Origin of the sequence: Psychrobacter sp. UBA2514 (assembly GCF_002341255.1) — a bacterium.
GTDB classification, from domain to species: domain Bacteria; phylum Pseudomonadota; class Gammaproteobacteria; order Pseudomonadales; family Moraxellaceae; genus Psychrobacter; species Psychrobacter pacificensis.
Map to the genome: position 1 here is coordinate 43994 of NZ_DDNS01000022.1, position 24928 is coordinate 68921.

The following is a 24928-nucleotide window of genomic DNA, read 5'->3' on the forward strand; positions in this document are numbered from 1 at the left end:
TATTTCTTACGTGACCACAGCCATTCAATCAGTGCCAGTAGTGCGTCATTATTTTTGCCAATGTTATCTTCATTGTCGCTAAGCTCACGACTATTTAGTTCATGAGAAATAGCCGCGCGTCCATCGTTAAATAGCGCTTGCGCATAGCTGGTCGCCTGCTCAACCCCCATCAGCTTTACATAGGTGGATTTATCTAATTTTTCATCGCTACCCGCAGGTTTACCAAGGGTATCAGTCGTCATGGTGACATCTAGCACGTCGTCTTGAACTTGAAAGGCAAGACCGATATATTGGGCGCACTCTTGCAATGCCATACGCTGCGGGGCAGTTGCGCCAGCACAGACGCCGCCCATAAGCATGGCCGCTTCAATCAGTGCACCTGTCTTGTCACGATGGATGGCTTCTAAATCGTTTTGCACAATATCAGTACTGGCTTCGGCATTGAGATCCAGCATCTGACCTGACACCATGCGTCTAGCGCGCGGCGCAAATATCGCGAGCAGCTGACTTGCGATATTGGCATCGAATGGCGCAAAGGTTGGCATCTCTGCGGTCAATACTTCAAACGCGAGCGTCTGCAATACATCGCCTGCCAGCAGTGCCGTCGCTTCATCAAAGGCAATATGAGCAGTCGGTTGCCCACGGCGCAGCTCGTCATCATCCATACATGGCAAATCATCATGCACCAACGAATAGGTATGTAGTAGCTCTACGGCCAATGCAGCACGGCGCGACATATCATAGTCTGAGTCGTTTTCTAGCAATGAGTCTAGATCAGCATTGAGCATGTCGATGTCGTCATTGCGCTCGTCTGTACGTTCACTATTACCGCTATTAATACTGGCAAAAGCACTGGCAACCATCAATGGGCGCACCAATTTACCTTGGCCCGTTATGACATAACGACAGGCATCTACCAGTGGACTAGGCAGCTTGGCATAAGCAAACAAGACCTCAATATCTTGCGCCAGTTGCGCGCGCACAGCACCATGAAATTGCTCAGTGCTTTGAAAAGAGACAGCGTTAAAAGGGGCAAAGCCAGAAGAGGTAGCGCTAGAAGTAAGGGAAACCGTCATAATCCAACCATTTATCAGGGATACAATGAAAATTTATTAAGGACAAGGTAAAAACGGTATTAGTGTAGCATGATAGGCCATATTGCTCGTGTGAGACACGGTATCAATCGTTTGTTTTTTGCATTTTATAGCTCTGATTTATCCAAAAACGAGGCAATACAAACGTAATCTTACAACAAGTCTTGGTTACGTATCGCTGATGTCACTTGCTGGTTGAATATGTTTTGATAAAAGCGCAAGCTAAGTAAGTTATATTAATTGGGCTACACCAACGGTTTATCACCCTTAAGGTGGTAGACCGTAAAGACGAGCAAGACCGAATACATTCAAAATAGCAACTCAGTATACAAGTATTCACTAAAACACTTTGCGCATAAGGTAAATGCCTACAGGTGATTTAAGAGTGACTTGCGAGTATGGCATTAGCTTGTGACAGCTAGGGGCATAATCCCCTACACTAATTGACGTGAAAATGGTCTGATGTCAACTGTAATGGGTTTTTACTGAGCGTATTACTTCAGCAATTGTCAGTGTTAAACCATGTCTCAGTCAGTATTTTAATAGCGGTATTTGCAACATATAAATGAAGCGCCGTGTGATGGGGTACAAGAGACGTCAAAATAAGTATCAAATCATGAGCACTGGATAATAAAGATATCTTCACTGTGCGCCCGCTAGTGGTTTGTCGTCATGACGATGTTTGTCTTGAAGGCGGCGCACAGTGCTATTACCCATTTTACTAACAGTAACTGGCTATTTATTTTAATTCAAAACGTAGCTTTCGTTATATAGAAAGGAGTTTCAAATGGTATACCAAGGAAATCGCATCACGGTGACAATGCTAGAAGATGGCATCGCCAACATGCACTACAACGCCGAAAATGAGAGCGTGAACAAATTTGATGCCGAAACCAACAAGCAGTTTGGTGAAGCCGTGACTGCTTTAGAAAAAGCGGACGACGTCAAAGGTCTTATCGTCACTTCAGGCAAAGGCGTGTTTATCGCTGGGGCTGATATCACAGAGTTTGTGGCTTCTTTCAAAAAATCAGAAAGCGAGATCAAAGATTGGGTCGTTCATATCAATGACGCTTTCAATCGTTTTGAAGATTTGCCATTCCCGAAAGTGGCTGCCATCAATGGCGCGGCAATGGGCGGCGGCTGTGAGATGACCTTGGTTTGTGAATACCGCGTCATGAGTGACAAAGCGATTATCGGTCTACCAGAAACTCAGCTAGGTATCTTCCCAGGCTTCGGTGGTACGGTTCGTAGTACGCGTATCATTGGTATCGATAACGCGCTTGAGCTTATCGCCACTGGCACACCAAAAAAACCACTTGATGCGCTAAAACTCGGCTTGGTTGATGCAACCGTACCAGCTGACGACTTGCAAGATGCAGCCATTGATTTGGTCAAAAAATGTATCTCAGGTGAGCTTGATTGGCAAGCAAAACGTGAAGAAAAACTGGCTCCTGTTAAGCTAAACCAGCTTGAGCAAGCTATGGCATTTAATAGTGCCAAAGGTGCTATTTTTGCTAAAGCCAATCCTAAGCAGTACCCAGCACCAGCTCTTGCTATTGAAGCGATTGAAAAGCACGTCAACCTACCACGTGACAAAGCGATTGAAGTTGAAGCTGCTGGCTTTGCCAAAGCTGCTAAAACCCCGCAAGCAGAGAGCTTGGTTGGTCTATTCTTAAACGATCAGCTAGTCAAAAAACTGGCCAAAAAACACAGCAAGCTTGCACATGATATCAATGAGGCCGCTGTACTAGGCGCTGGTATCATGGGTGGCGGTATCGCGTATCAAGCGGCCAGCAAAGGATTGCCAATTATCATGAAAGATATCAAGTCTGAGCAATTAGATCTTGGTATGGGCGAAGCCAGCAAACTGCTTGGTAAAATGGTTGAACGTAAGAAGATGACCCCAACGAAAATGGGTGAAACCTTAAGCCGCATCCGTCCTACTTTGAACTATGGTGACTTTAGCGAGACTGATATCGTTATCGAAGCGGTCGTAGAAAATCCAAATGTGAAGCGTGCAGTTCTAAAAGAAGTAGAAGGGCTAGTAAAAGACGACTGCATCCTAGCGTCAAACACCTCGACTATCTCAATTACGTTCCTAGCAGAAGCGCTTGAGCGTCCAGAAAACTTCGTCGGTATGCATTTCTTTAACCCCGTCCATCGCATGCCACTCGTTGAAGTTATCCGCGGTGAAAAATCTTCTGAAGAAGCCATCGCGACTACCGTAGCACTCGCCTCAAAAATGGGTAAAGTGCCAGTTGTGGTTAATGACTGCCCAGGTTTCTTGGTCAACCGTGTCTTGTTCCCATATTTTGGCGCGTTTGATTTATTGCTCAAGCAAGGTGCTGACTTTACCCATGTTGATAAAGTCATGGAAAAATTCGGCTGGCCAATGGGCCCTGCATACCTAATCGACGTGGTCGGTCTAGATACAGGTGTACATGGCGCAGAAGTGATGGCGGATGGTTTCCCAGATCGCATGAAACCAGACTATAAAGGCGCCATCCAGCATCTATATGAGAATGAGCGTCTCGGTCAGAAAAACGGCGTAGGTTTCTATAAGTATGAAACTGACAAGCGCGGTAAGCCAAAGAAAGTTGCCGATGAAGCCACTTACGAGTTACTAAAAGCCACGACTGACAGTGAGAAGCAAGAATTCGACGATCAAGCGATCATCGACCGCACTATGCTGGCTTTCTGCAACGAAACGGTTCGCTGCCTAGAAGACAACATCGTGAGCACGCCTGCCGAGGCTGACATGGCAATGATTATGGGTGTCGGTTTCCCGCCATTCCGCGGTGGTCCTTGTCGTTATATCGACCAAATGGGTCTCGATAACTACTTGGCACTATGCGAAAAATACGCACACCTTGGCAAAGCTTATGAAGCGCCGCAAAAGATTCGCGACATGGCAGCCGCTGGCGAGACTTTTTACGCCACAGCGTAACGAGCATACCGTATTAGGATAAGTGGGGTGCGTTTGCTGACGTCGCTATCGGTGATAAAAAAATAGCAGACACACCGTTTTGGTCGGTTTTATCAGGTCTGGCCTGCCGCGATAATATCCAGCGCGAAAACATCTAGATAGTTATCGTACTGATGTACGGATCGCGTGATAGATGGCTATAGAGCCCGATTAAATCGACAACACTGACAATAAAAATTGAAAAGGAAGATAGTATGACAACTTTAAGTCCAAAAGATGTGGTCATCGTAGATGGCGTACGCTCGGCGATGGGAAGATCTAAAAACGGTATGTTCCGCCATGTACGTGCGGATACCATATCCGCTGAACTGGTACGCGCGTTGGTCGAACGTAATGACTTTGACACCAATGACATCGAAGATATTATTTGGGGCTGTGTCAACCAGACACTAGAGCAGGGCATGAACATCGGTCGTAACATTGGCCTATTGGCAGGTATTCCAAAGACTGCTGGTGGACAAACGGTTAACCGTCTGTGCGGCTCATCTATGCAGGCACTACATACCGCAGCTGCACAAATCATGACCAACCAAGGTGATGTGTTTATCATTGGCGGTGTTGAGCACATGGGTCACGTCGGCATGATGCATGGTATTGATCTAAACCCTGCCGCTTCTAAGCACTATGCAAAAGCCTCAAATATGATGGGCTTGACCGCTGAGATGCTAGGCCGTATGAATAACATTACGCGTGAAGAGCAAGATGCGTTTGGTCTTGAATCGCATCGCCGTGCATGGGCTGCGACCACTGAAGGCCGTTTTGATAATGAAATCATCGGCATCGAAGGTCATGATGCAGATGGCCGCCTGCAGCTATGTACCGTCGATGAAGTGATTCGCCCAGATGCGACGATGGAGCAAATGCAAAAACTGCGCCCAGCCTTTGACCCTAAAGGCGGTACAGTGACTGCTGCGACGTCATCTGCACTATCTGACGGTGCGTCAGCGATGCTAGTCATGAGCGCGCAAAAAGCCAAAGATCTTGGTCTAAAGCCGCGCGCTCGTATTCGTAGCATGGCTGTCGCTGGTTGTGACGCAGCGATTATGGGTTATGGTCCTGTACCAGCCACCAACAAAGCCTTGAAGCGTGCTGGCATGAGCATCGATGACATGCAAACCATCGAGTTAAACGAAGCCTTTGCCGCACAAGGCCTATCAGTCTTAAAAGCGTTGAACTTGACGGACAAGCAAGATATCGTCAACATCAACGGTGGCGCGATTGCTCTAGGTCATCCACTAGGATGTTCAGGTGCTCGTATCACAGTGACATTGCTCAATGCAATGGAGCAGTCAGATACCGAAATCGGTCTAGCGACGATGTGTATCGGTCTGGGTCAAGGTATCGCGACTATTATCGAGCGTGTTTAATTTTAAAATCGGCAACCAGTTTGTAACATTTGTTGATTAAAAATATTCTAATAATGACCCCTAGCCGTGATGGCTGGGGGTTTTTTGTGAATATAATGAGCGAGTTAATGCTTGGCGTAGTAAAGAGCACACAGGTACGTATGAAAATTATCTCCATTGACGCATTCAAGAAACTGTGACTAAATAAGGGTGAGCTGAGCTAAGACTATTATTGATGAAAATTCTAATGATGGTCATTTTAAAATAGCTTTTTATAATAAATATCAGCCGTACAAGGAGTGTACTATGTCTACCATGATTACCGACCGCACTTACCGAATCGTTCGTGAAAATACCCAAGCGATGATTATCGATGTACAAGAGCGCTTAACGCCGCATATCTATGATCACGAAAATATCGTCAAAAAAACAGTGACCATAATCAAAGGACTGCAAGCGCTTGGTATCCCCATCATGCTCAACGAGCAGTATAAAAAAGGATTGGGCGATAGCTTGCCAGAGCTTCGTGATGTGCTAGAGGGCGACAATGCAAAGAGCTTTGAAAAAGTCACATTTAGTGCCTGCGATAACAATGACACATGGCATCATTTAGCGCAGCAAAACCGTAGTACCGTATTGCTTATCGGAGTTGAGGCACACGTCTGTGTGCTACAGACCGCGCTTGATTTGCTAGACAATGGGATGCAACCGGTCATTATTGGCGATGCTGTTGGCTCGCGTTTTCCATACGACAAAAAACAAGCCATTCGCCGTATTCGCCGTGCAGGTGGGATAATCTCGACAGTAGAAACCATTTTGTTTGAGTTGTGCCGTAGCAGTGAAGACCCTGCCTTCAAAACCATTCTGAATTTGATTAAGTAGATGGTTATATAATAGGGTGCTCAGTCATTTGACCCAATGACTTATAAGAGATAGCGCTTGATAACATCAGCGCTATTTTGTTGTTAGCCACACCGTAATGTGTAAAATTATCAAAAAATCAGAGAGAAATATGTCTTCAAACACACTGACGTCATTGACCGATCAAAAATCTGCTACAACTATCGATATAGAGGACGTCACTCATTTCTTACTAGAGCTAGATGCGCTCAAACGCGTGAATCGCCGTAGTTACGTGACTGAGACCGATCGCAGAGAAAACTCTGCCGAACATTCTTGGCACTTAGCAATGGCATGCTGGTCGATCGCTGAGTTGTTTGAGCTGGATGTCAATCATGAACAATTGCTAAAGATGGCACTGGTACATGATTTGGGCGAGATTGATGCGGGCGATACGTTTTTGTACGCCGACTCGCGTCATGATGCACATGTTGAGGAGCGAGCGGGTATCGCCAGATTGCAAGGCGAACGCGGCAATGGGATTGGCAATTTGAGTGAGATTTGGGAGGCGCAAGAGACAGGCAGTAGTAAAGAGACTGCGCTACTCAAAGTGGTCGATCGCTTACTGCCATTTTTGCTCAACTTAAATACTGAAGGCAAAACGTGGCGTGAGCTTGGAGTGACACGTAGTCAAGTCGCAGGTGCACATGCGTTCATTCAAGACAGCTTTGCTCCTATTCATAAATGGCTATCACACAATATTGACTATGCGACCCAGCAAGGATGGTTGATCGACGCGTAAATCTATAAAAACGCTAGGTATAAAAAAGCCCAGTTGAGCATTGTGATATACGCTTCACTGGGCTTTTATTTTTTATTATATTAGAAATAAATTACGGTTTCGTGACACCCAGTAATTGACCCATTTTTACAAAACTATTGGCTTTCATGGTCTCTTGCCAGTCGGCTTTTGCTGCTTTTGGCAACACTACGATAGCCGTTGATCCTAAATAAAAACGACCAAGCTCTTCGCCTGCCGCAAACTGCATATCGTGATCCGCTTCTTGTATATCATCCGTGCGGGTAATTTTGCCAGTGGCGACGGTTTCGATACCAGCGACAATCATAGCGCCTACCATGACAACGGCCGCTTTGCCATACTTGGTATCAAACATGCAGATCAAACGCTCATTACGTGCAAACAAGTCCGGCACATTAGCTGCCGTGGTATTGTTGACCGAAAACAGCGTACCAGGGACATAGCGAGTCTTGGTCAGCGTACCGGCAAATGGCATATGAACACGGTGGTAATTGCTAGGTGCTAGGTAGATTGTCGCAAAACTACCATCGGCAAAATAACGGCCATCTTCGCTATCAGCAAGCAATTGGCCAACGTCATAGTGACGCCCTTTGGCTTGTAGCATTTTATGATCTTTAATTTGCCCAAGCTGAGAGATGATACCGTCAGCAGGACTAACGATGCCGTTTGCGGTGGTATCGATGGTGCGAGCATCTTCTTTTAGTTCACGGGTAAAAAAGTCATTAAAACTCTCATAAGCATTAAGGCTCTGGCGCTCATACTCATCTAGGCTGATATTATAAGCTTTGGCAAAACCACGGATAAAGGTGCGTTTGACATAAGGATGACGACTGGCGGCCAAACGTCCAGCGACTTTACTGAGCTTTTGCTGCGGTACCAGCTGTTGTAAGGTGGTAAATACATTCATAATAAGGCTACCAAAATAGGATGTGATGTCATTATTGCATAGGCAAGTTAATGGCCATATTTTATCATGGACAGCGTATTATTGTCTGACCATAAACTGTAAGCCATTTATAAATAAAGAAGGTCGTAAATGAAAGCACTGATACAACGAGTGAGCCGTGCCAGCGTCACTATCGATGAGCATTGTGTTGGCAAAATTGATCATGGGATATTGGCCTATATTGGGTTGGGTCATGATGATGATTTCGCCGCCGCCAAGCGAATGATTGACAAAATATTGACCTATCGTATTTTTGAAAATGATGACGATCCTGCCAAATTTGGTAAACTGGATAAAAACGTCCAGCAAGTCGGCGGCGGATTGTTATTAGTGTCACAATTTACGCTGATGGCAAAAACGGATAAAGGTCGCCGCCCTGACTTTGGTGGCGCGATGGCACCTGATGCGGCCCAAGCGCTGTTCGAGCAACTCATCGACTATGCCAAAACCCAGTATCCGAATGTAGCCACTGGTCAGTTTGGCGCTGATATGCAAGTTGAAAGCATCAATGATGGACCACTTAATTTTCTATTGGAGATCTGACATCAGAGTGTCATCAGGCTGTCATAATTAATCCGTTTAATAGATAGAGACTGGTGAGTATTTATCGCCTTTTTATATGCCAGATTTTGTCCGCTAACACCGAGAATGTCCTATGTATAATGAGAAAATTTTGATTGTTGAAGATGAACCTGCGATTCGTGAAATGGTTGTGATGACGCTAGAAATGGCTGGGTTTGATAGCCTACAAGCGGCTGACGTATCAGAAGCGCATCAGCAAGTGGTCGATCATAGACCGTCATTAATATTATTAGATTGGATGTTGCCCGGAGACAAGAGCGGTGTTGATTTTTGTCGTATGCTCAAAAGCGATGAGATGCTCTCTGAGATACCCGTCATTATGCTAACGGCCAAAAGCGAAGAAGACAGCAAGGTTCACGGCCTCGATGCAGGTGCAGATGATTACATGACTAAGCCTTTTTCGACGCGCGAGCTGATTTCCAGAATCAAAGCGGTCTTGCGCCGTAGTAGCGCGATGAGTAGCGACAAGCCTATCGAAATTGGTCAGCTGAGTCTCGATACCAAAAGCCAGCGCGTGACAGCCGCAGGAAAAGTCATCGAGGTCGGCCCAACAGAATATCGCTTATTAGCATTTTTTATGAGTCACCCAGAGCGCGCTTACACAAGAACGCAGCTGCTCGATCAGGTTTGGGGCGGTAACGTTTATATCGAAGATCGAACCATTGATGTACATATCAAGCGTCTACGTAAACTATTGCGCCCTTATGATTGTGATACATTGATACAAACGGTGCGCGGTACAGGCTATCGGTTCTCTAGTCTTATTGAGCCAAGCTAATCTTATATAAGTTGATTTTTGATAACTTGATCTTGTATGAACAATGCCACCATAACAATAAATAAAATAGCGGATAGTGGTAAGGATAAGAAATGAACAAGATAGCGCCAGCAAAAAAGAAAAAAGACCATAACTATAATAATGACCAGCAAGATGCGCCAGTACAAATCGCTAGCCAAAATGCGGCGGAGCAATTAGAGAAAATCAGAAGTGCGCTGCGAGCATTGCGAGATGCGGTCATCTTACTGAATGAAGATGATGGGTTAGAGTGGTGGAATCAGGCGGCGCAGGATCTCTTGTCACTGCAGCCAGCTGACAAAGGCCAAAGTGTGTTTGACTTTATCATTGTGCCCGAGTTTCGCCAGTACTATCAAAACACCACCCTGCCCAATGATGGTATTCATATAGAATCGTGGCGCGATCCCAGTCGTTATCTAAAGTGTGAGCTCACGCCTTTTGGTGATGAGAAGCTATTATTTATTTATGATGTGACCCGCGTGCAGCATTTAGAGCAAATGCGCCAAGACTTCGTGGCGAATGTCTCGCACGAGCTACGCACACCGCTGACAGTAATGATGGGCTATTTGGAGAACTTCTCTCACCAACCAGACATGCCGCCGCAGTGGCGTCGCGGTTTTGAGCTGATGACCCAGCAAACAGCCCGTATGAATCGAATCGTAAATGACTTATTACTGCTCTCCAAGATTGAAATCGAAGAGACGCATGAGTTTAATGATGTCGATATGACCAAACTCCTCACCAATATCTATGATGATGCACAGGCATATAACCAAGCGTACAAGCACACCATTCATTTGCACATAGATACTTATGATGGGTTATATGGGTCAGAGGTGTACTTGATCAGCGCCTTGTCCAACTTAGTCATCAATGCGATTAAATATACGCCAAAAGGCGGTAATATTACCATCAGTTGGACGCAGACATCGGATGGGTGCCGATTTGCCGTTGAGGACGATGGACTTGGTATCGCACCAGAACATATTGCGCGTTTGACGGAGCGCTTTTATCGTATTGATAAAGGGCGTAGTCGTGCCACAGGCGGTACAGGATTAGGGCTGGCTATCGTGAAGCACGTTTTGCATCAGCACGAAGCGCAGTTGCAGATTGACTCAATAGAGGGAGAGGGGTCGACATTTAGCGTGGTATTTCCAGCCGCGTATGTAAGGTCGGCTGCGACAAATTAGTACAGGCATTGCCCCATATTGTTTAGACTCGTCATGCGGATTTATTTAGCATGACTAATTTAGTATACCTAGTCTTTTTGCAAAAGCGGGTAAGGGTTGACGGCACTGCCATTGATATAAATACCGTAATGTACATGTGGCGGTGTCCCTTTTGCATTACCGCTATCACCCACATAGCCGATAATATCGCCTTGATTGACCCAATCATTGGGCGCAATATCGGCATAGTCTTCTAGATGCGCATAATAATGACCAGCACCGCCAGGCCCTACCACGACGACCACGCGCCCACCCAAGTTATTCTCACCAACCTTACTCACAATTCCCTGCGTGGTTGACTGTATCGGCGTGCCACGTTCTGCAAAGATATCGATGCCTTCATGTGAGCGCCCTTGACTGCGTGCCGCACCCCAAGTGTCCGTCAGGTTTTTCTCTGGCAGTGGACTGGGGAGACTGTTTTCTGTTGGCAGTTCTTGTTGTAATAGGCTCATCTGCTGCCACTTGGCGACCACAAATGATTGGGTCTGCTCGCTAATGCTGGGTAGCAGCTTATCAAAGACAAATAAGAATCCTATCAATACAACTGCCTTAATCAGTACGCCGAGTACACGACTGACAAAAGAAGGCTTCGGTGGTTGGCTTTTTCCATCTGCTAGCATTGATGTCTCTTATCTGTTTTATATTATATGAGCTAATATTATAAAAGCCCTAGCCGCTAAGGTATGTATCGCATTGTTATCTATGGTTTTTATCCCCATAAATACAGGTGTGGTTAAATACAAGCACAGCAAATATAACTTTATCTACTTAACGCTTCGGTTGAGCGATGATGGTGCTATGGATGGTTAATTTTTTATGAATGATGCTTTGAACACCGCTGACATGACAGATACGGCTACTATGGCTGAAACAGCGCTTGTCATCGATACTGAAACCGATCAAGGCCGTAATCCGAGACCCATTCAAGTGGCGACGATCAACGTGGCAACTGGATTTGAATGGATGAAGTACTTCAATAGCGGCCGCTCTATATCCCCTGCCGTCATCAAGGTGCATGGTATTACTGATGCTGATGTGGCTGGTCTTGAGCGTTTTGAGTTGGATCAGTTTGAGCTGCCAGAGTATTTGATTGGCCATAATGTACGCTTTGATTGGCGAGTGATTGGCAGTCCTTCTGCTAAGCTGATTTGTACTGTGAGACTCGCGCGTGCTGCCTTTCCAGAGTGGCGCGCTTATGGTCAGTCTAAGTGTATCGAGCAATTATTGGGTAAGGGCGAGGCGAGCACGATGACGATTGCCGCTCATGACGCGCTAGGGGATGCACGGATGTGTTATCTACTTTATCAAGCCTGCTGCGAGCGTTTAGAGATTGCGCCGACCGATTTTGCAGCGGCACATGCTATCTCAAATAAAGCGACGCCTGTGAGCAAGATGCCATTTGGCAAACACAAAGGCAAGCCAATCAAAGAGGTGCCTATCAGCTATGTTAAATGGATGATAGGCAATATTCATAGTATGCAGCCGTCACTGTATTCTGCCCTAAAGAAGCGGATAGAAGCAGAAAAAACAAACAATGCTAAGTAATAAAAGCGCATTTACCGACTTTGTGTATTGATACAAATAAATGATATCAGTCGCGACGGCCTCTTATAGTAAAGCCCAAATAAAACTGATGTAGCATCACAAACACACTCGATTAAATGCTATTTTCCTTGCTTGCTGTGACTTCGTCTCCAGAGGCTGCGAAAAATAGCCTTTAATCTCGTTGTGTCATTTTTAATTTGACTTGACTATATATTGATGGATGAACAACGCTATTCACCTTTACTAAACCAATCTACTGCCATTTGCCACAGCTCTGGCGCTTTAGCATTGGTTTTACTGCTAAAGTAGCGCATGTGACCGATATGATTTAATCCGAAATCTTCAGGATTTAAAAACCGCTTTTCGACGGGCATGTTCGTAAATACGCGTATCATGTCATCCATGTTTTCGCTATTGGCAATATCATCATCGCTAAAACCGAGCCACAATGCTGGCATGCTGAGTGCATCGTAAAAATGGGTGTGTATACTTTTACCAAAAGCAGTCTTGATATAGCCTGCGCCATTACACCATTCACGCCATTGACGAGCCACGCCGCGCGGTAGTGGCTCGCCCATGCCAATCTTGTCTGAAGGCGTATAGCCTAGTGTTAAATTGGTGAATGGGATAAAAGCATCCATAAATCCCATGGCTTTGAGCTTATAAGGCATGCTCATGTTTTTGATGCGGCCAGAAGAACACGCGACATTGAATACGGACGTAATCGCCTGATAATTTGGCATCAAACCGATAAGCTGCCCGCCTGCGCTATGACCAATAAGGTGATAAGACGCCTCGGGAAACTCATCTTGCAGCGCATCAAGCACGGCAGGCATATCGTGTCGCCCCCAACTTATGAGCGAAGCATCACACTTAGCCAGATTGGTCGAAAGCGACTCACCAATCCCTTCATTATCAAAAGTCAGTACGCCAAAGCCGCTCTCTGCTAAATAGATAGCAAAGCTATGATAAAAATGACGTCTGATACCGGTGGCGGGCGCGATCATAATCGCTGTTGTCGTTCCCTCTTTAGGGCGATAGACAGTGGCTGCCAATGCCTGATTGCGATCGGTCATGATGCTCAACGAGTACGTGTCGATATTGGTTGCGCCATCAGCAATATTAGGACTAATCAAAGGATTGTTAATAATACTTTCTGCATACTCTGCGGCAGAAACAGCGTTGTGATTATCCATCTTGATACCTTCATGTTTTTTATGAGTAGATAGTGATTATTAAACTGCGATGAGTCATCAATTCCCATCTTTAAAATGTAGTTGTTGCGTAGTGATAAATCGTTGTGACTATGTGGTAGCATTGCTTATGTTAAGATAAATACTAGCGAGACAGGTACTCAAATATGACTTTCAAGTTTTGTATGAACTTGGTTGAACTCATTCTATAAATGGCGTGCATAACACTATAAATGAAACGTGTGGTATTTGACCTTTACTAATAACAAACACTCAATAAAAAAATGATCGATAAATTAAGGAAACCATATGCAAATGAAAATTAACGATGATACTTATGATGTAATCACGAGCAAAGACATCACCAATATAGAAACAGCCGTGGATAAATCAACACTGACGATGCCGCTAGTGGCCGTATATTGCGGTTCGCGCTTGGGCAACAATGATGTGTATGAGCAAGCGGCTCGCGAGCTTGGCAGTGCGTTGGCAGATAATGGTATGGGACTGGTATATGGCGGTGCTAGCATTGGTCTCATGGGCGCGGTCGCAGATGAGGTCATCAAAGGCGGCGCTGAGGCGGTAGGCGTCATTCCAACCTTTATGCTCAAGCACGAAATCGCTCATGAGCAGCTAACTCGCTTGCATTTGACCGATACCATGCACACGCGTAAGACCGTTATGGCAGAGTATGCTGATGCCTTTATTACCTTGCCGGGCGGACTGGGCACACTAGAAGAGATTATGGAAATCGCCACATGGCGTCAGCTGTATCAACATGAAAAGCCAATGATTATTCTCAATATCAATGGTTTTTATGACCGTATGATTGAGCATCTAAAATATACCACCGAGCAAGGGTTTATGAAGCAGCAAGATTTAGATCGTTTGGTGGTGTGCAATACCATCAACGAGGCAATCGACATGCTACAGACCGTCGTGACCATCAATGATCATGTAGATACAGAAAAAATGGCTGGTAGCAACAGCTAAGCTTTATAAAATCGAGCAATTAAAAGCAATCACATAAAAAAGGAGCAGATAACCGATTATTGGTTGTCCGCTCCTTTTTTATAGTCAGTTTTATATTCATAAAGCTAACCGTAAACGCTAGAAATGACTAATATCGGCTATACATCAGCGGGTGAGAGATCATCCAGTGCTGCTTCACGAATACTATGATTGACATCTGCCATTGCTATTGGAAATCCACGCTGCTCAGCGAGTACACGTGCAACCTTATCAACAGCCAGACCATCGTTATGTGTCAGGTACGACCATTCATGCGCATAGCGTCCACGATTCATTGGCGTGTCGTTCTGTACCAATCCGAGCGTCGTCAGCTCAGTGACTATCTGATCAGCAGCGATCAAAGTCGAGGAAGCTTTGACATTTTCTGCACGAGCGTAACGTATATTAGAATACAAGCTTACGTCAGCCACTCGCAACGTATCATCTTCTCCAGGAATTTGCTGCCCACCATATAGCGCATTGCCAACAGTGCGTGCACTATTGAATGTCGGTACAAACTCAGCCACATATTCAATCGCCTGCTGGCTACGCGCTTGTAGCGGCGCTTTGTCCCAGCCATCCTCGATATAGTGTACGTATTGCTGTGGTAGTTTAGGCTGAGCGCTGTCTGAGCTAGATGCGACCAGACCGTCATCAAATAAGGTAATGGCTTTACTCATGCCATGTATCTGAAAATACCCACCCGGATAGGGGGTTAACTGCGCCATGCCTTCGGGCGTACCTCGTTGACCATACACAATAATCTCAGGTATCTGTCCACCTGCATCGCCCCAATGGGTGACATAAGAGGATTTAAACTCGACCATGCGCGTGACTTCAACACCGACCATGTCATCGATGACACCAGTGCGAAAACCGCAAGCATTGACCAAATAATCGACTTCGATAGATTCAGCTTGAGAGTCGTTTGCTTGCTGATAGTCAATGCGCCATTTGGTAACATGGTGATCGGCATTGGTGCAGTTTTCACAATCCACAGGGACTACTTTTTGTACTGTGGTGTCAGTAAAGACATGGGCATGATCATATTCTTCAAGCGCCAACTGCGCAGAAGCCGCCAAGCGAAAGATATTCCAGCCATATTCTTGTACGACAATCAGCGGAAATTTTACCTTATTTAAGTCTAAGTATTTGGCAACGGGTATCATCCACTCATCAACCGTACTTGGTACTTCAACTTGCTCACGCTCAGACAACTCAAGCAACTGCTCATGGCTATAGAGCTGATAGTAATCCTCAGGTTCGCCAAGTACTTTATTGTTGACATCCTGCTCGATAAGATCTTGATAAGCTTCTGTCAAAATATCCAAACGCGGTAGCAAGTCTTCAGGCAGTCCTTCATCGCGTGTCGGCACCGCAAATACAGTAGGACGGACGTCGATGGTATAAGGATAGAGACGTAATATGTCAATACATTGCTTGAGGAGCGCCATACAATCTTCATCAGGTATCTCGCGGTACAAGTTGCCGCCAGCATGCAAATGACACATTGGTGGGCCATCAATGAGTGATTTTTTCTTCTCAAACAAATAAGTCTCAAGCCCTAGTGCGGCAAGGCGAATGGCAATCGTTGAGCCTGCAGTACCGCCGCCCAAAATACCGACGCGTTTAGTAGGACGTTTGATTGGCGAGTTTTGATGATCTCCATAAGACAGCACCTTAGAAGAATCATCTTGTTTGACAGAATGAGCGTGATTTTTATTAGAAGACTGAGTCATTGTCGTCATTATATCCTTAGTAGCATTTGCATCAGGCCATGCTGGTATCATCGTTAAATGTCTTGTAACTATTGATATGCGTGCGAAGGTCGCTAAGTTCAATATTTATTTATAAGCCACAACAGAGGGATTTTGCATTGTGTAGTAATACTTCATTTCTATAAGTTCATTTTACGAAGAACTACAGACAATATGATGACAAATACGTAAGTAGATGCATGAGTTTTGTCAACGAGGTGAGGTGGGCTTGGGCAGTTTCTAATAGGCGAGGTCGAGTGCAACATCTGGAGAGTGGGGATAAGGTCAGCTTTCTGTAGCCAAAAAGGCCTGTGTTTAAGCATTTTGTAAGATTCAGCCACTTTTGTAAGTTTGTATATTGATGGCCATTATCGCTAAAAACTGTGTGTTATATTCATTGTGTTATATTCATTTTGCTCAAGTGAGATTAAAGCTTTGTTTTTATCACTTTTACATCAAAAAATAAAAATGGCTCATAAAATTTACTATTACAATTATCAAAATGACAAGGAAGTTGCTATGAAAAATATCATGATATTATCTGCACTAACTGGCGTATTAGCATTGACAGGCTGTACGACCCTAAAAAGTGTTGTTGGAAATGACATGTCAGGCACGCACGAAGTCCAAGCGACCAATAACAACACTGCCCCTGTCGCTAGCAAAAATGGCGTGTTGGTTGATGCAACCAATTACATGACGCTTTATACCTATGACAAAGATTCAATGAATAAGTCAGATTGCGGCACAGCGTGTCAAGTTGTGTGGCCAATCTTCCAGGCACCAAGCAATGCTAAAGCTTCTGGCCAGTTTGCGGCGTTCAAGCGTGAAGATGGTAAGTATCAATGGGCGATGAATGGTAAACCATTATACTTCTATGCTAATGATACAAAGATGGGTGACAAAGACGGCGATAACAAATTCGACGTTTGGCATGTTATTCCAACCAAATAAGGTGTCATGATATTATCTTAAGGTAAAAGTAGCTTAAGACAAAAAAGCAGCCCTATCATAGAGGCTGCTTTTTTATGGCTAGTAGTAAATGCTAGAAGCTAACAAGACTTATTTTGACTTCTTTTCTACCAACTCACCATCTATCTGAATAGGGACGTTGGTGGTGATGCCTTGTGAGTAAGCGTCCATGCCATACGCTGTACGATCGATGTTACCTGTTGCACGGAAGCCAACCACAGGTTCTTTGGTCAAAGGACTGTCATCGATTTTCTTTAGCGTTAGGTTAAGTGTTAATGGCTTGGTTTGACCAAGTAAAGTAAAGTCGCCAGTGACTTTTGCTTGTTGTGGATTGATAAAGTTAACCTGAGTGGATTTAAAGCTCATGGTAGGGTACTTCTCAACATTAAAAAACTCGTCGGTTTTCAGATGCTTGTCACGGGCTTCCCAACCAGTATCAATACTGTCTGTATCTACAACAAAGTTAAATTGAGTTTGATTTGGGTTTTTTAGATCGAACTGTACAGTGCCGTCGACATCACTAAAGTGCCCCATAACCGTAGAAAATCCCATATGCTCAACAGAGAAACCGACACGAGTATGTGAATTATCTAGTTGCCACTGAGTTGGTAGAGCAGCGCTTGCCATAGTCGTGATAGCAAGTGCTGAGCTGATTAATAGTGCCTTAGTAGTGGTTTTGATGGTAGTGTTTATCATTGAATAGTCCTTATTTAGTGTTGGGGAAGTTGTGCTTACCGATGAACAAAGAATGCGATATTTTTTGTAGAAAACTGACTAGCCATATCGCATAAATGTTCGATAGATAAATGGCAAAGAAAAGCTAAAGCTCGTTAGCTTAACTACAGATATCTATATAATTGATTAATTAAACTAACCAAATTATTGTACTGGGTTAACTCGTACATCTCAACACTATTTGTGTATTGGTGACAACTTATCACATATCTCTATCACAACTGCGGCTTGCGTTGGGTGACAAAAACCGTTAAAATCGCGGTTTAATTTTCCCGCTGGGGAAAGGCTAAGTGAGCAGAAGAGTGGTGCTTTGTGCTGGAATAAGCCAGTGACGCAGTTGCCATACTTATAATGTCCTTAGTGCCTCAGTAACGTATGTTTTCGTTTGCTTGAGACATCGCTCATGATGTTGACGCAAATTGCCATACATACATCGGACCTAGAGAGTTTATTATGCGTAAAGATATCCATCCTGATTACCAAGAAGTTTTATTCCATGATACAAACGCTGACGTGTTCTTTTTGACTCGTTCAACGGCTAAGACTAAAGCGACTCGCGAATACGAAGGTAAAGAATACCCATACTACCCACTTGATATCTCAAGTGCGTCGCATCCATTCTATACTGGTGAGCAACGTAAAACCTCTACTGAAGGCCGTGTTGCAAGCTTCAACAAACGCTTTGGTGCATTTGGTGGCCGTAGCAAGAAAGCTGCTGACGCTGCTGAATAATTTATACCTATGGTGTAAATGTGTTTTGCTAAGTAATAAAAAACCGCTGATGATTCAGCGGTTTTTTTCGTTTTTAAACACATGTGTTTTTAGGCACTAACACTTGAGTGTGTTTGGTCATCAGCCTGAATGGCAGATGGAGCCAATAACTGCGTAGTGTTTTCTACAATTTGCTGTGCCCAATAACCGTACATTAGGCTGCTAGGATGAAAGCCATCACTGGCGAACATCACGGCAATATCAATAGGCTGACCGTTTCCATGCTCTTTTATCATACGGGCAAAGTCAGTTGCCATATAGTTGACACCGTCATGAGCAGCGCAGACTTTTTGCAATATCTCATCAAGTATTGAGGCCTTTGCCCCAACAAAATTATTGAGTGGGGAGGGAATCGCAGGCATCTGCGCCATCGGTGGTAAGCTCAAAAAAATCAACTCGCGTACGCCAAATTTACGCTGTGCAATATGGATGATGTCTTCGATCTGCTGTTGCCATTTGTGGACTGCCACATTGGACGTCGTATCGTTGACCCCAACGCTCAGCAACATCACATCGATAGGTTGGTCAGGAGTAGGGAGGACATATAATCTGCGCAAAATATCAAAGCTAGTATGACCAGTCGTCGCTTGTAATGACCAATTGAGCTGTGCAAAGTTCGATCGAATAACGGCATTCTGTTCCAATATCGGAATCAGCTTACCAACCAGCGCTTCTTGCTGAGTCTGACTGCCAACACCTGCTGCTGCTGAGTCGCCCACGACCATCAAATTAAGCGTCTCTTGGCTTTTAGATGACAGTCCATCATCTGCTTTTGATAGCTCAACCATACCATGTCTTTCGCCGTTTGGCTCCGGCAAACGAACGGTTTCACGCTTGATTTTACGACCCTGATAAAGATATACAGGGGCAAGTAGGACATCTTTTGCGATAGATGTCAGTTTGTTGGTGTCTACCATCCTGCACGCTCCCTAATAGTTGTAAGGCTATCCTCAATCAATAATTGACCATCGACATAGACATCACGCAATAGATTGTCCGTTTGAGCACTCAATGCTTGCTCTTTTATGGTTTTGATCTGACCATTGCCATCTTGTACCAGTGCCAGTCGTCCTTTTTTCGATCGTTTTGAGCGGCTGGTGATAGGGTCTTTATAAATATCTTTCCATGTGCCATCGATACAGATAGCGCTCGATTTCATCGCCCAGCTCATGGTGTCGCGGTTGACTTGCTGCAATAATCCGCCGCCCATCCCAAAGGTGATGTTATCCGCGCTAAACCCAGCCTTTAGCACCACATCGATAATGCTGCCCAAAGTGTTTGGGCTGATGCCATCACCTTGGATGATACGCACATAATCTGGCAATACTTTATAGCCTTTACTATTGACGGTGGTGCCAAACTTCACCGCCAAGCGCTCTAAAGCCTCACGAACCACTTTGGCAGGCTCGCCGCTGTCTGGTCTGATGACCAGCGTGCCACCCATATTTTCGACCTCATCTTTTAAGGCGTCGCCCCAGATATTGTCGATCGCATTCCATAAGTCGTAACTGTCTGATACCACCGAAAACGCTTTGTCTGTGCCGCCGAACTGCTCAATCATATTATGAAAAGCTGCTTTCTCACCATCACGTCCCCAAGCCGTCATTGTGCTGTGTTCGGCCGCTGGGATAGAGAACGCAGGCATGTCATCACCCATCTGATACCAGCGACTGGCTGCAATAAGTGCTGTCATTGAATCGGTACCAGCAAAGTTTACTAAATGCGCCAAGCTGCCAAGCGCAACGGTTTCTTGACTGGACGCACCACGTGCGCCAAAGTCATGTAAGCGAAAAGGTAGCGACTCTGTATTGTCCGCTGACTTTTCTAGCGCTTGACGGATAATCTCTTTGCAATAGCGAGAGACACTAGCGACCGTTGACGGATACCAAATCGCGCGTAATAGCGCTGTTTCGATATAACTTGGTAGCCAATAAAACTCAGGATCAGTGTTGATAACTTGGCAGACTACATTTGATGCCGGAGCGATGCTGCCCTCAGGAACGGCTTGAATACGCAGTGGCAAATAGCCGTTGTGTTTTTCAATCAAGTGCTCCCAGCCCGCACGATTAAAGGTTAAGCCATGCGCTTTAACCACTTTTTCGGCTTCGTCGATATCTTGATGCGTGATAGGAGTGCTTAGGTACTCTTTGATAAAGGCCTGCAGACCAAAGAACACCACATCATAGTCGCCTTTGCGCGCTTCAATGTAGCTGGACAGATACTCACTACCACTTGGATATTGCACCCAATGTGAGGTTTTATAGCTGTCACTATTTAAGATTAAATTGTTTAGATTACTGGTGTACATCACAGAACTCCTCTGCTTTGAGCTGCCGCAGCTGCCTTGAAAGAACAGTGGCGGCGGTTGAGTGCCGTCTATCGGCACTGGTATAAAAAGTTAAAAAATACATTGTGTAGATATCAGTGAGGGTTGATTTGGCTATGACCTGCTCATCCGTTTAATAACGAAAAACTACAACCCAACCATTTTGGTAATAATCGCATAATGATCTTCAAACATCATTTTGGCATCAAGCTCTGCCAATGGTAGCCAAAATGCTTTGGTCGCATCATCACCGCCTTTTACTTTTGGCAACCCTTTTGGGTCGTTTTTGAGCTGAAAGTAAAAGGCTTGGGTAATGGTGCGTCCGCGTGCTGAACGATACGGGTCATCAAAGGTATGCTGACTGTGGCAAGAACCGCGCAATACGGGCTCAGGCACTTTCAGGCGTGTCTCTTCACGCAGCTCACGAATACAAGCGTCAAATAGCGTCTCTTTTGGGTTTAAAAAACCACCCGGTAATGCCCACAATCCGCGTCCTGGCATACTACGTCGCTCGACTAGTAAGATGTGCCCCGACTGTACAATCAACGCATCAGCCGTCATGAAGGTTGGTGGATAGGGGGCAGATTGCCACTGTCTTTTGTATTTATCAATAAAGTCCGCTTCTTCATGCAGTTGATGATAATCGTCCGTTTTTTTGAATGCATCGAGGACGTTGCGCGTTGACTCAGGCGTGCGCTCAGGCGTTGGCGTTGCGCCCATCAGATAGCTGTCGCGAATAGGCGTGGCTGATAGATTATGATAATTAGGTACTGACACCGATGCCCAGTTAGGGAACAGTGATAAGTAATATGATGAGCTGTCTTTTGAGTGACCAATCAAGCCAATATCTGTTTGCAAATCACCCGTGACCGATTTCACGCCTGCTTGGACGTATTGTAGCCAGCGCGTGTCATTGTATAGTGCATCGTCTAGACCGACGCAATGGATACGAGAGGCGTCTTCTGCTGAGTAAGCGCCCTTGATCATCGCAGCGCGTTCAGCGACGCTAAAAGGATTACGTAAGCTGCGTGGTAGATTGGCCGAACCAATCAGCATAATCACTTCATCAGAGCGTTTGAGCGCTTCGTCAATGACTGCCTTGTGTCCACAATGAAACGGCTGGAAACGCCCGATAAAAACCAAATAACGGTAGTGTGTGCTGTTTTTTCGCTCGGGGTTTTGCTTATCTGAAGCTTGCTCTGATAATTCACTCATAGACGCCAATTTCCTACAATTTATTTTTATTGATAAAAAATTAATGACGCTAATACTGACACAGCCTGTGACTTTCTGACAAGTGGAAAGATGTTTAGGGGTGTATCCTTAGTAGGCAATATTTATATTTAGTCTGCTTGATAAATAATGCAGCTGTCTTTATATAGAGGGTAGGTTATCAGTCATTATATAAACAATGCCTAATCTACTGACTTGTAGTGCCATTGAAAAAACCAATGACAACCATTTGCAACGGTCACGGTTCAATTCACAGTAGCGCGGTCGGAATTACTCCTTGATTCAGGTATAATGGCCATTATAGACGGATTAAATTTTATGACTATTGCTGCCAGTGCATTACAATAATAAACCTCAAGCACTGATGGCTTGCAAACTGATATAAGCCATAAAAATTTTGAAAAATTCAAATTCACGACACGGTCGCCATAATAGATATTGCGCTTGTGTCATAACGCATAGGAAACATTATGAGTGAGCAAAATCAAGCCGCTGACTATGAGTCAGCATTAGATACTGAGCAAGTTGAAGCAAAAAGCAATATCACCATCACTGAGTCTGCTCAAGGCTATTTGGCAGACTTGTTAGCCAAGCAAGACACTGATGGTATCGGTGTGCGTATCTTCGTTGAGCATCCAGGCACGCCGCGCGCAGAGTGCTGCATGGCTTACAACCAACCAGGCGAAGAAGACAGCGCTGATTTGTGTTTGACCTATGATGATTTTTCAGCCTTTATCGAAGCGGCCTCGGTGCCTTATCTAGAAGATGCGGTCATCGATTACAATAAAGATCGTTTTGGTGGTCAGCTGACCTTCCGCGCGCCAAACTCTAAAGTACCCAAAGTGGGCGCTGATGCCAGTGTCGAAGAACGCATCAACTATGTCTTGCAGTCGGAGATTAACCCTGGCTTGGCAGCACATGGCGGTGACGTACAGTTGCTTGAATTGATTGAAGAAGAAGGTATTGGCCTGACCGCGGTCTTGAAGTTTGGCGGTGGTTGCCAAGGCTGTTCAGCTGTTGATATGACACTGCGTCAAGGCGTTGAAGTACAGCTTAAGCAGCAAATACCAGAACTGACGCAAGTGGTTGATGATACCGACCATACGCGCACAGAAAATGCTTATTATAAATAAATGCAAAAAACCAATAAAAGCAGCATAGCGGTTATAAAAACGCTTATGCATGTTTGTCATTAAACAATTAGTATTTTGCTATTCTTTTAATAAAGAAGCTGAGTTATGATGAACTCAGCTTTTTTTATTGCTATGATTTAGCAGACAGCTTTTTAAGATAGTTTTTAAACGCGAACTCTTGAATCAGTAAATCTTGATCAATACATTTGATCCATACAAAGGAATGTACGATGCGTGATGAACAAGCAGCCCAAGAATTAAAGAACAACCAGCGTCTTGAGACCTTGGCGATTCATGCTGGCTATAGCGTGGAGCCGACCACCAAATCCGTCGCCGTACCTATCTACCATACCAGCTCCTATGCGTTTGATAACACTCAGCATGGTGCTGATCTGTTTGATCTAAAGGTCGCGGGCAATATCTATACGCGTATTATGAATCCGACCAATGCGGTGCTAGAAGAGCGCGTTGCTGCGCTTGAAGGTGGTATCGGTGCGCTTGCGGTCGCCTCTGGTATGGCTGCTATCACTTATGCGATCCAGACCATTTGTGAAGCAGGTGACAATATCGTCGCCGTATCGACGCTATATGGCGGGACTTACAATTTGTTTGCGCATGCATTGCCGCGTCAAGGTATCGAGGTGCGCTTTTTTGACCACAAAAACCCAGAAGCGATTCGTGATTTAATCGATGATAAGACGAAAATGGTCTTTGCCGAGAGTATCGGTAACCCACTAGGTAATATCGTAGATATTCAGGCGCTCAGTGATATTGCTCACGAGTACGGTGTGCCTGTCGTGATTGACAATACCGTTGCCACGCCTGCGCTATGCCGTCCGTTTGAGTTTGGTGCGGACATTGTGGTGCATTCATTGACTAAGTATATGAGCGGTACGGGGACGTCGATTGGTGGTGCGATTATCGATAGTGGTACGTTTGCGTGGGGCGATTATCCTGAGCGTTTCCCATTACTGAACACGCCAGATGCCAGTTATCATGGCGTGAACTTTGTCAAAGACGTGGGCGCGCCTGCCTTTATCGCGCGTGCTCGTGTCGCACCGCTACGCAATACGGGCGCGGCGCTTAGTCCGCTTAATGCGTTTAGTATCTTGCAAGGGATGCAGACGCTGAGCCTACGGATGGAGCGTCATATACAGAACGCACAAGCGGTTGCAGAATACTTACGTGACCATGACAAGGTCGCTTGGGTCAAATATGCAGGCCTGTCTGACCATCCTGAGCATGAGCTTGCCCAAAAGTACATGAAAGGCACGCCTTCTGCTATTTTGACCTTTGGCGTAAAAGGTGGTTTGGAGGCAGGGTCGCGCTTTATCGATGCGCTACAGCTGATTACGCGCTTGGTGAATATCGGTGATGCCAAGTCATTGGCCTGTCATCCTGCCTCGACGACGCATCGCCAGTTAAATGGGCAGGAGCTTGAGCAAGCTGGCGTTAGTGAAGATATGGTACGTTTGTCTATTGGTATCGAGCATATTGAAGACATCAAAGCCGATCTTGCGCAAGCATTAGCTACTGCTTAGGGCGTGTTGAACATTCGACCATGGCACTGACAGCGACTATTTTTTAGGCGATTCGATGTTAAAAATAATAAG

At 45.1% G+C, this 24928-nt stretch carries 22 protein-coding genes; 13 read left to right on the top strand and 9 right to left on the bottom strand.

Annotation, left to right across the window (positions count from 1 at the left end):
- The coding region (locus B3V51_RS07685; protein ID WP_286708179.1) for a polyprenyl synthetase family protein at window positions 1–1076 on the bottom strand (1076 nt) is incomplete at its 3' end.
- A gap of 805 nt (window positions 1077–1881) precedes the next feature.
- Here B3V51_RS07685 and fadB point away from each other — a divergent pair.
- From fadB to B3V51_RS07705, 4 genes are all read left to right on the top strand, one after another.
- Window positions 1882–4041 (top strand): fatty acid oxidation complex subunit alpha FadB, encoded by a 2160-nt coding sequence (gene fadB / locus B3V51_RS07690; RefSeq protein WP_286708180.1) that lies wholly within the window; start codon window positions 1882–1884, stop codon window positions 4039–4041.
- A gap of 233 nt (window positions 4042–4274) precedes the next feature.
- Window positions 4275–5447 carry an acetyl-CoA C-acyltransferase FadA gene (gene fadA / locus B3V51_RS07695; protein WP_286708181.1) on the top strand — a complete coding sequence of 391 codons (1173 nt, stop codon included), beginning with the start codon at window positions 4275–4277 and terminating at the stop codon, window positions 5445–5447.
- A gap of 285 nt (window positions 5448–5732) precedes the next feature.
- Complete coding sequence (locus tag B3V51_RS07700; protein ID WP_186473536.1) at window positions 5733–6308, top strand: isochorismatase family protein; 576 nt, start codon at window positions 5733–5735, stop codon at window positions 6306–6308.
- Between the two features lie 130 nt (window positions 6309–6438).
- Window positions 6439–7068: an HD domain-containing protein gene (locus B3V51_RS07705; protein ID WP_186473537.1), complete on the top strand. Its 630-nt coding sequence runs from the start codon at window positions 6439–6441 to the stop codon at window positions 7066–7068.
- Window positions 7069–7159: 91 nt separating this feature from the next.
- Here the strand turns inward: B3V51_RS07705 and asd are convergent, their stop codons facing one another.
- A complete protein-coding gene (asd, locus tag B3V51_RS07710) occupies window positions 7160–7993 on the bottom strand; it encodes an archaetidylserine decarboxylase (RefSeq protein ID WP_286708182.1) in 834 nt (277 codons plus the stop codon).
- A 129-nt stretch (window positions 7994–8122) separates the two neighbouring features.
- Here asd and dtd point away from each other — a divergent pair, with 129 nt between their 5' ends.
- The 3 genes from dtd to phoR all read left to right on the top strand — a co-directional run bounded on the left by dtd (window position 8123) and on the right by phoR (window position 10600).
- Window positions 8123–8575: a D-aminoacyl-tRNA deacylase gene (dtd, locus tag B3V51_RS07715; protein WP_071002895.1), complete on the top strand. Its 453-nt coding sequence runs from the start codon at window positions 8123–8125 to the stop codon at window positions 8573–8575.
- Window positions 8576–8687: 112 nt separating this feature from the next.
- Window positions 8688–9392 carry a phosphate regulon transcriptional regulator PhoB gene (gene phoB / locus B3V51_RS07720; RefSeq protein WP_058025125.1) on the top strand — a complete coding sequence of 235 codons (705 nt, stop codon included), beginning with the start codon at window positions 8688–8690 and terminating at the stop codon, window positions 9390–9392.
- 92 nt (window positions 9393–9484) lie between these two features.
- A complete protein-coding gene (gene phoR / locus B3V51_RS07725; RefSeq protein ID WP_071002896.1) occupies window positions 9485–10600 on the top strand; it encodes a phosphate regulon sensor histidine kinase PhoR in 1116 nt (371 codons plus the stop codon).
- Between the two features lie 68 nt (window positions 10601–10668).
- Here the strand turns inward: phoR and B3V51_RS07730 are convergent, their stop codons facing one another.
- Entirely contained in the window at window positions 10669–11259 is a 591-nt protein-coding gene (locus tag B3V51_RS07730) for a M23 family metallopeptidase (RefSeq protein ID WP_071002897.1), read from the bottom strand.
- A gap of 196 nt (window positions 11260–11455) precedes the next feature.
- Here B3V51_RS07730 and B3V51_RS07735 point away from each other — a divergent pair, with 196 nt between their 5' ends.
- Window positions 11456–12184, top strand: a complete 729-nt coding sequence (locus B3V51_RS07735) for a putative quorum-sensing-regulated virulence factor (RefSeq protein WP_227517138.1) — start codon at window positions 11456–11458, stop codon at window positions 12182–12184.
- A 230-nt stretch (window positions 12185–12414) separates the two neighbouring features.
- Here B3V51_RS07735 and B3V51_RS07740 read toward each other — a convergent pair whose 3' ends face one another.
- On the bottom strand, window positions 12415–13380 hold the full coding sequence (locus B3V51_RS07740; protein WP_286708183.1) for an alpha/beta fold hydrolase: 966 nt from the start codon (window positions 13378–13380) through the stop codon (window positions 12415–12417).
- A 306-nt stretch (window positions 13381–13686) separates the two neighbouring features.
- Between B3V51_RS07740 and B3V51_RS07745 the strand changes: the two genes are divergently transcribed.
- Window positions 13687–14370 (top strand): TIGR00730 family Rossman fold protein, encoded by a 684-nt coding sequence (locus tag B3V51_RS07745; RefSeq protein ID WP_286708184.1) that lies wholly within the window; start codon window positions 13687–13689, stop codon window positions 14368–14370.
- Window positions 14371–14507: 137 nt separating this feature from the next.
- Here the strand turns inward: B3V51_RS07745 and B3V51_RS07750 are convergent, their stop codons facing one another.
- Complete coding sequence (locus B3V51_RS07750; protein ID WP_286708185.1) at window positions 14508–16136, bottom strand: FAD-dependent oxidoreductase; 1629 nt, start codon at window positions 16134–16136, stop codon at window positions 14508–14510.
- Window positions 16137–16664: 528 nt separating this feature from the next.
- Between B3V51_RS07750 and B3V51_RS07755 the strand changes: the two genes are divergently transcribed.
- A complete protein-coding gene (locus tag B3V51_RS07755) occupies window positions 16665–17099 on the top strand; it encodes a hypothetical protein (RefSeq protein ID WP_286708186.1) in 435 nt (144 codons plus the stop codon).
- 108 nt (window positions 17100–17207) lie between these two features.
- On the opposite strand, the gene B3V51_RS07760 is transcribed toward B3V51_RS07755, so the two are convergent.
- Window positions 17208–17813: a YceI family protein gene (locus tag B3V51_RS07760; RefSeq protein ID WP_286708187.1), complete on the bottom strand. Its 606-nt coding sequence runs from the start codon at window positions 17811–17813 to the stop codon at window positions 17208–17210.
- 492 nt (window positions 17814–18305) lie between these two features.
- On the opposite strand from B3V51_RS07760, the gene B3V51_RS07765 reads away from it, so the two are divergent.
- Window positions 18306–18584 carry a type B 50S ribosomal protein L31 gene (locus B3V51_RS07765; protein WP_075107333.1) on the top strand — a complete coding sequence of 93 codons (279 nt, stop codon included), beginning with the start codon at window positions 18306–18308 and terminating at the stop codon, window positions 18582–18584.
- An 89-nt stretch (window positions 18585–18673) separates the two neighbouring features.
- Here the strand turns inward: B3V51_RS07765 and B3V51_RS07770 are convergent, their stop codons facing one another.
- The 3 genes from B3V51_RS07770 to B3V51_RS07780 all read right to left on the bottom strand — a co-directional run bounded on the left by B3V51_RS07770 (window position 18674) and on the right by B3V51_RS07780 (window position 22164).
- Window positions 18674–19540, bottom strand: a complete 867-nt coding sequence (locus B3V51_RS07770; protein WP_286708188.1) for an SGNH/GDSL hydrolase family protein — start codon at window positions 19538–19540, stop codon at window positions 18674–18676.
- Complete coding sequence (locus tag B3V51_RS07775; protein WP_286708189.1) at window positions 19534–20931, bottom strand: nicotinate phosphoribosyltransferase; 1398 nt, start codon at window positions 20929–20931, stop codon at window positions 19534–19536. The genes B3V51_RS07770 and B3V51_RS07775 overlap by 7 nt, the downstream gene beginning before the upstream one ends.
- Window positions 20932–21096: 165 nt before the next feature.
- On the bottom strand, window positions 21097–22164 hold the full coding sequence (locus B3V51_RS07780; RefSeq protein ID WP_286708190.1) for a bifunctional nicotinamide-nucleotide adenylyltransferase/Nudix hydroxylase: 1068 nt from the start codon (window positions 22162–22164) through the stop codon (window positions 21097–21099).
- 488 nt (window positions 22165–22652) lie between these two features.
- Here B3V51_RS07780 and nfuA point away from each other — a divergent pair, with 488 nt between their 5' ends.
- Both nfuA and B3V51_RS07790 read left to right on the top strand, forming a co-directional pair.
- Window positions 22653–23315 carry a Fe-S biogenesis protein NfuA gene (nfuA, locus tag B3V51_RS07785; protein WP_058025134.1) on the top strand — a complete coding sequence of 221 codons (663 nt, stop codon included), beginning with the start codon at window positions 22653–22655 and terminating at the stop codon, window positions 23313–23315.
- A 230-nt stretch (window positions 23316–23545) separates the two neighbouring features.
- Window positions 23546–24856 (top strand): O-acetylhomoserine aminocarboxypropyltransferase/cysteine synthase family protein, encoded by a 1311-nt coding sequence (locus B3V51_RS07790; RefSeq protein ID WP_286708191.1) that lies wholly within the window; start codon window positions 23546–23548, stop codon window positions 24854–24856.
- The last annotated feature ends 72 nt before the right edge of the window (window positions 24857–24928 follow it).